Raw genomic sequence first — 7175 nt, 5'->3', positions numbered from 1 at the left:
CCGCATCGCTGGTGGGCGTGGTCTGGGACGGGCAGGCCGACCGACGCCGACGGCGAGGGGGAGGTGCCGGGGCCCCGAGCCCACCGAACCTGCACCGGCAGCTTGACAGTCCCCCTCTCATAGATGGGTTCGCTCCGCGCGTGGGATCGAGGGGCATTGGAGGCGATCCGCTTGGCGAGCGGAGCGGGGGCGAGCGGCCGGAGCGGAGCGTCGGACGTCCGGGAGTCGGTGACGTTGGGCTCGACGTTGGCTGGTGACAAGGCCGAGTGTTCCGAAGGGGGAGCGGGCGGTCGTCCGGAATCGTCGCGCAGCACGAAACCGAGGGGACGGGGAGCCGGCCCCTCTCCGAAATGATCGGGAACGGGGCCGGTCGCACTCAGGATGGATGACCCGATTCTCGTCGAATCCGAACCTCGGACGGTCCGCGATCCGGGCGATCCGGCCAGGGAGCGATCGGCCGAGGGTCGTGTCGGCCGGTCGAGAGGTCAGGGCTGGCCGGCGAGGGCGGCTCGGAGGACGGGCTCGAAGGCGTCGGCCATGCGAACGAAGCCGAGGTCGGTGGGGTGGGAGCCGTCGACGGTCCCGTCGCCGTCGTCGCCGAGCTGGGGGTCGCCGGGGAGGTAATGGAGGCCGGTCACGCCCTCGGCGACGAGGTGGTCGAAGGCGGCCCGGAGGGCGGCTCGGCTCGTTGCGTTGCGGTTTCGGAGCGAGGAGACGAGCGGGGCGTTGGAGTAGGAACGGTCCTCGGCGAGGATGATCGGCGTGGTCGGCCGGGAGGCTCGGATGATGCGGACCAGGGGCTCGACTCGATCCTCGACCTCGGCGGCGGACATGTTCGGCAGGCAGTCGACGACGAAGACGGCGGGGTCCAGCTCGGCGAGCAGCTCGGCGACCTCGGCCTCCATGCGGCCGTTGCCGGAGAAGCCGAGGTTGATGACCGGCAGGCCGAGCCGACGGCCGAGGATCGCGGTGTGGACCATCCCGGGGCGGGAGGCGCAGCCCCCCTGGGTGATGGAGGTGCCGTAAAAGACGATCGGCCGATCCTTGCCCTCGGGGCGGGCGGGGGCCTTCGAGAGCGAGGCCCCTTCGGGCAGGCCGATCTCGACCGAGGAGACGCCGTTGTAGAGCGGCAGGTAGAGCAGGTACTCACGAGGGCCGCCCTCGAGGCCGGAGGCGAGGGTGCCGGTGTTGGTGGGAGCCTGCTCGGGGCGGCCGTAGCCGAGCCAGTGCCAGCGCCCGTCGAGCTTCGCGTAGAGGTCCAGCCCGCTGACTCCGGTGGCGGGCATATGAGGCATGGCGAGCCGGTCGGAGGTGAGGGTCCAGCGGGCCTGGATCTCGGGGGAGTCGGTGACGAACCGGACGCAGAGCCCCGCCGAGTGTCGGCTCAGCCCCCAGACCGCGTCTCGGACGACCCCCTCGGCTCGGGCGGGGAGCCGGTCGAACGGAGCCTTGGTGTCGGACCAGCCCTGCCCCTCGACCCCGAGCAACCGGATATCGAACCAGCGGGTCGGGTCGCCGGGAGCGGTGGTCGCAAGGGAGGGGTCGATGGCGTCGTCGGCGATCGCGGCCGAGGCCGAGGAGCAGATCAGCGAGGCGAGGATCGCGGCGAGGATCAGGCGGCGGTTCATGGGGTTGGGTCCGCTTCAGGGAGCTCAAAGGGGATGGCAGGCAGTCCGGGACGGGGGGGCGGCCGAGGCGTTTCGGAGCGATCGGAGCGACGGTCCGATGGAGCTCCCGCCCGGGAGGAACAGGGGCTGCGCTCGCCCCATCCTACCCGTGCCCCGGCTCGATGGGAGGGGCTGGCGGGCCAGCCGCTCCCCTCGGAGCGGCCCCGGAGGAGAGCGTCCGGGGAGCATTCCGGGGGGATTGGGCCAGTCGTCGCCCGTCGGCTCATTCCCAAGAACGAGCGCACTCCCGACGGCCGGGCGGACCCTCGGGGAGTGAGCCGTCCGCCCGACGTCGCCCGACCTCGGGGATCGTCCCGCCGCCGAGGGGCAGTCCCGGCGAGAGGGTCGCTGGCGCCTGGAAAACGCCGCTCCGGCCGGCGATCATCGGCCAAAGGCCCCCGGAGCGGCTGGGGGACCGTCGGCCGACCGGATCGACCGCCCGAGGAGCACGCGCCATGTCGAATCGAAACGCCTTCTCCCGACGAAGCCTCCTGCGGACGGCCGCCGCATCGGCCGGCGCGCTGGCCTTCCCGGCGATCGTCCCCGCCTCGGCCCTGGGGAGGGAGGAGAAGGCGGCGCCCAGTGACCGGATCGTCGTGGGGACCATCGGCACCGGCGGCCGGGGCCGGTCGCTCAATCGGATGTTCATGGATCAGCCCGACGTGCAGCTGGTGGCCGTCTGCGACGTGGACGCCGGCCACCGCGAGCAGGGCAAGCGGGAGGTCGACGAGCGGGCCGGGAACAGCGACTGCGCCTCCTACCACGACTTCCGGGAGCTGCTCGCCCGGGACGACATCGAGGCCGTGATCGTCGCCACCCCCGACCACTGGCACGCGCTGGCCGCCATCGCCGCGGCCGAGGCCGGCAAGGACATTTACTGCGAGAAGCCGCTGACGAACACCGTGGCCGAGGGCCGCGCTCTGGTGGACGCCGTCGAGCGGTGCGGGAGGATCCTCCAGGTCGGCAGCCACGAGCGGTCGGGGGCCAACGCCCGGTACGCCTGCGAGCTGGTCCGCAACGGTCGGATCGGCCGGATCCAGACCGTCCGGATCAATCTGCCCGACAACGACTCGCACCACGAGGAGGCCAAGGCCCATGCCGGCCCCCTGGCCTCGGAGCCAGTGCCCGAGGGGTTTGACTACGACTTCTGGCTCGGCCACACGCCTCGGGTCCCCTATCTGGAGGACCGCTGCCATTTCTGGTGGCGCTTCCAACTCACGTTCGGGGGCGGGGAGATGACCGACCGCGGCGCCCACGTCATCGACATCGCCCAGCTCGGCCTCGGCGCCGATCACACCACCCCGGTCCACTTCGAGGCCCGGGGCCGCCGCGGCGAGGGCCTGTACGACGCCTTCTGGGACTACGAGTTCACCAACACCTACGCCGACGGCGTGACGCTCGTCGGCTCGACCCAGGGCCCCCGGGGCCTGAAGTTCGAGGGGGAGGATGGCTGGATCTTCATCGAGATCCACGGCGGCCGGCTGGAGGCGTCGAGCCCGAGCCTGCTGGAGGAGGTCATCGGCCCCGACGAGATCCACCTCGGCCGCAGCCCTGGCCACCAGCGCAACTTTCTCGACTGCGTCCGGAGCCGGTCGCAGCCCTTCGCCCCCGCCGAGGCCGGCCACCGCACGGCGACGATCTGCCACCTGAACAACATCGCCATGCTCGTCGGCAAGCCGCTGGCCTGGGATCCCGAGACCGAGCAGGTGACCAACTGCGAGGAGGCGAACCGGCTGCTCTCGCCGACGATGCGCAAGCCTTGGAGCATCTGAGCGTCGGGGACGCTCTCCAGGCCGAAGGGAAGGGGAGACGATCGGGGGGCCTCCCGTCGTTTCCCCTCCCTCCGCCTTGACCCCGGAACGGATTCGTCGGATTCGGAGGCCGTCCCTTGGCGATTCCCCCCCCGACTTTCATAATCGAAGGATGCCTGCCTCCGGCGGGAGTAGTCGGACGGATGCCGCGACGACCGAGCGAATGCGGGGGCATCGCGATGCCGAATCGCCATCGACCCATCCCATCGAGGGAGGCCGGGCATCTGGCCGCCATCGCCCTCGTCGCGGTGGCCCTGGCCGCGATCCCACCCTTCTGCCCCGCTCAGGAGCCCGACCTGGATGAGGCCCGCTCGCTCTTCCGGGCCGGAGCGTACTCCGAGGCCGCCCGCCTGGCCGGCGAGGCCGTCCGAGGGTTCGTCTGGGAGGAGGAGTGGATCCGCCTGAAGGTGGCCGCCGAGCTGGCCACCGGGGAGGACGAGGCCGCGCTGGCGTCGCTCCAGCAGGGGCTCAGCCGGTTCTCGGCCAGCCTGCCGCTGTTGCTCTTCGCCCCCGACGTGCTCCGGTACAACGACGGCGAGGAGGAGATTCCGGCCGTGCTGGAGCGGGTCGAGCGGCTCATCCGCTTCGCCCCCGAACGCTACGACTCCGCCGAGGGCCGAGTCGCCGCCGGGCGGTTCTTCCTGCTCCGAGGCGTCGATCCGAAACGGGTGCTCGACCAGTTCTACGACGAGGCGATCCATCGTCAGCCCGACTTCGTCCCCGCCTACCTCGAGTCCGCCCGGCTCGCCCTGGAGAAGCAGGACGGCGCGCTGGCCGCCCAGACCCTTGCCCGAGCCCCCGCCGAGGCCGCCGACGACCCGGAATACCACGCCCTGCTCGCCCTCGCCTTCTCCGAGGACGACCGCGCCCGCTCGGCCGAGGAGATCGACGCCGCCCTCGCCATCAACCCGAACCACGTGGAGAGCCTCCTCCTCTGGGCCGACCACCTGCTCGAGGCCGAGCGGCTCGACGAGGCGTCGGCGATCCTCGACCGCGTCCTCGCCGTCAACCCCCGGGAGCAGCGTGCCTGGGCCTTCCGCGCCGTGATCGCCCACCTGAGGAACGATCCCGAGGGGGAGGCCGACGCCCGCCTCCACGCCCTGGAACGCTGGCCGAACAACCCGGAGGTCGACCACATCATCGGCCGGGAGCTCTCCCAGAAGTACCGCTTCGCCGAGGGGGCCGAGTCCCAGCGCCGGGCCCTTCTCGCCGACCCCGACTTCCTGCCGGCGAAGCTCCAGCGTTGTCAGGATCTCCTGCGGCTGGGGCTCGAGGAGGAAGGCTGGACGCTGGCCGACGAGGTCTTCGAGCGCGATCCGTACAACGTCGTCGCCTACAACCTCGTCACCCTGAAGGATGAGCTTGACGATTACGTCGTCCTGGAGGGGGACGGCCTTCGCGTCCGGATGGAGCCCACCGAGGCCGAGCTGTACGGCGACCGCGTGCTCGACCTGCTCGGTCGCGCCCGTCGGACCCTCCAGCAGCGCTACGGGGCGACCGTGGACGAGCCGGTCCTCGTTGAGGTCTTTCCGAGCAAGAACGACTTCGCCGTGCGCACCTTCGGCCTGCCCGGGGCCGACGGGTTCCTCGGGGTCTGCTTCGGCCGGGTGATCACCGCGATCAGCCCCGCCGCCCAGGGCGCCAACCCCTCGAACTGGGAATCGGTCCTCTGGCACGAGTATTGCCATACGGTCACGCTGGCGAGGTCGAGGAACAGGATGCCCCGGTGGCTGAGTGAGGGAATCTCGGTCTTCGAGGAGGGCCGGGAGAATCCCGGCTGGGCCGCTCGGATCACCCCGCATTTCCGGGCGAAACTGCTGGCCGACGACCTGACGCCGTTGAGCGGGCTCAGCGCCTCGTTCCTCGCCCCCGAATCGCCGATGGATCTGCAATTCGCCTACGTGGAATCGGCCCTGGCCGTCGAGTTCCTCGTCGAGCGGGCCGGCCTGGACGGGCTGACGGGGTTGCTGGACGATCTGGCGGCAGGCATGCCCATCAATGAGGCACTGCCGGATCGCGTCGGGATGTCGCTCAATGAGATCGACGCCCGGTTTCTGGACTTCGCCCGCGACCGAGCCCGAGCCGCCAATCCCGGGGCGTCCTGGGAGGAGCCAGACCTTCCTCCCGACGCCGACTCGGACGCCGTTCGGGCCTGGCTCGACGACCACCCGGGGAACATTCCTGGCTGGCGTCGCCTGGCCCTTCGGCTGATCGACGAACAGCGCTGGGAGGAGGCTCGGGAGGCGGTGCGGAGGCTCAAGGAGCTGGACCCGGACGACGTCGGCCCGGAGAACGCGGATTTGCTGCTCGCGACCATCGCCCGCAACCTGGACGATCCCGAGGCCGAGCGGCGTGCGCTGGAGGCTGTTGTCTCCCGGGACGCCGGCGCCTCGGGGGCGTTGCTCCGGCTGATCGAGCTGGACGAGGCCGGCGAGGACTGGGCTCGACTGGCCGAGCACGCTCGGCAGTTGCTCGCCGTCAACCCGCTGATTGCCGCCCCGCATCGCAGCCTGGCGCGGGCCGCCGAGCGGCTCGGCCAGCCCGGCGAGGCGATCGAGGCCTACCGCGACCTCGCCCTGCTCGACCCGACCGACCCGGCCGAGATCCACTACCGGCTGGCCTCGCTGCTGCACGACGAGGGGCGATTGGACGAGGCTCGGCTAGAGGTGCTCAAGGCGCTGGAGGAGGCCCCCCGGTTCCGAGCGGCCCACCGGCTGCTGCTGGAGGTCGTCGACGAGAGGGATGGGCCGTCGCCGACGCCGGACGACCCGTTCGATGAACTGGATCTGCTCGAACCCGAGACCGAGGGAGCTCGACCATGAGCCGAAGGCGCAGGATCTCGGTCGCGTTGCTCGGGTTGGTCGCCATTGTGGGAGGGACGGCGCTGGCCCAGCAGTGGCCCTCCGGCGGCCGGGGCTCTGGCCGGGGCCGGTTCTACGAGCCCGGGGTGCTGCCCGGCGATCGCGCCGGCGTGCCCGACTGGGAGGTCGACGAGCGGTTCCCCAAAGATGTCTTCACCTTCGTCCGAGTCCAGTACGACTCCTACGGCGGCCGAGGCCGCTGGGGAGGAGGCTGGGCGACCGACTGGCCGGACAGCGACCTGAACTTCCCGTACCGCCTCCAGCAGCTGACCTCGCTGAAGGTGTCCCCCGATTCGATCGTCCTTCGGCTGACCGACGAGGAGCTGTTCGACCACCCGTTTCTCTACATGATTGAGCCCGGCGCCCTGATCTTCTCCGAGGAGGAGGTGGCCGCCCTGCGCCGGTATTTGCTCAACGGCGGGTTCCTGATGGTCGACGACTTCTGGGGAGAGGCCGAATATCAGAACTTCTATCAACAGATCAAACGCGTCTTCCCCGAGTTCGAGCCGCTTGAGCTGCCGGCCGACCACGAGATCTTCCGGATTGTCTACCGGCTGAAGGAGAAGCCCCAGGTCCCCAGCATCCATTCCTGGCGGCGGGGCTCGGACATCACCTGGGAGCGCTGGGACGCCCGGGAGCCGCACTACAAGGGGATCTTTGACGCCAAGGGGCGGATGATGGTCATCATCTGCCACAACACCGATCTCGGCGACGGCTGGGAACGCGAGGGAGAGGACCCGGACTACTTCCGGGAGTTTTCCGAGAAGCGGTCGTACCCGATGGGGATCAACATCGTCACCTACGCCATGACGCACTGACACCGATCGGGCCGGGTC

At 70.6% G+C, this 7175-nt stretch carries 5 protein-coding genes; 3 read left to right on the top strand and 2 right to left on the bottom strand.

Translation table 11 applies throughout. The annotated features are described in order from the left end of the window. Positions 1-260: hypothetical protein (locus tag TsocGM_RS27070; RefSeq protein WP_233578862.1), on the bottom strand; the 260-nt coding region annotated here is incomplete at its 3' end. A gap of 225 nt (positions 261-485) precedes the next feature. After that, entirely contained in the window at positions 486-1628 is a 1143-nt protein-coding gene (locus tag TsocGM_RS13990; RefSeq protein WP_126726088.1) for an SGNH/GDSL hydrolase family protein, read from the bottom strand. Positions 1629-2122: 494 nt separating this feature from the next. On the opposite strand from TsocGM_RS13990, the gene TsocGM_RS13985 reads away from it, so the two are divergent. The 3 genes from TsocGM_RS13985 (at position 2123) to TsocGM_RS13975 (ending at position 7157) form a co-directional block, all read left to right on the top strand. Further along, entirely contained in the window at positions 2123-3439 is a 1317-nt protein-coding gene (locus TsocGM_RS13985; protein WP_126726087.1) for a Gfo/Idh/MocA family protein, read from the top strand. 218 nt (positions 3440-3657) lie between these two features. Continuing rightward, positions 3658-6300: a tetratricopeptide repeat protein gene (locus tag TsocGM_RS13980; protein WP_158633556.1), complete on the top strand. Its 2643-nt coding sequence runs from the start codon at positions 3658-3660 to the stop codon at positions 6298-6300. Beyond that, positions 6297-7157: a DUF4159 domain-containing protein gene (locus tag TsocGM_RS13975; protein ID WP_126726085.1), complete on the top strand. Its 861-nt coding sequence runs from the start codon at positions 6297-6299 to the stop codon at positions 7155-7157. The genes TsocGM_RS13980 and TsocGM_RS13975 overlap by 4 nt, the downstream gene beginning before the upstream one ends. The last annotated feature ends 18 nt before the right edge of the window (positions 7158-7175 follow it).

Origin of the sequence: Tautonia sociabilis, from assembly GCF_003977685.1 — a bacterium.
GTDB lineage: Bacteria > Planctomycetota > Planctomycetia > Isosphaerales > Isosphaeraceae > Tautonia > Tautonia sociabilis.
Note: the sequence above shows the minus strand (reverse complement) of the source record. Positions and strands in the feature narration are given on the sequence as shown.

What these genes read in the sequence shown, in the direction of transcription:
- TsocGM_RS13990 (WP_126726088.1), bottom strand. Translation starts at nt 1,628, where the DNA reads ATGAACCGCCGCCTGATCCTCGCCGCGATCCTCGCCTCGCTGATCTGC.
- TsocGM_RS13985 (WP_126726087.1), top strand. Translation starts at nt 2,123, where the DNA reads ATGTCGAATCGAAACGCCTTCTCCCGACGAAGCCTCCTGCGGACGGCC.
- TsocGM_RS13980 (WP_158633556.1), top strand. Translation starts at nt 3,658, where the DNA reads ATGCCGAATCGCCATCGACCCATCCCATCGAGGGAGGCCGGGCATCTG.
- TsocGM_RS13975 (WP_126726085.1), top strand. Translation starts at nt 6,297, where the DNA reads ATGAGCCGAAGGCGCAGGATCTCGGTCGCGTTGCTCGGGTTGGTCGCC.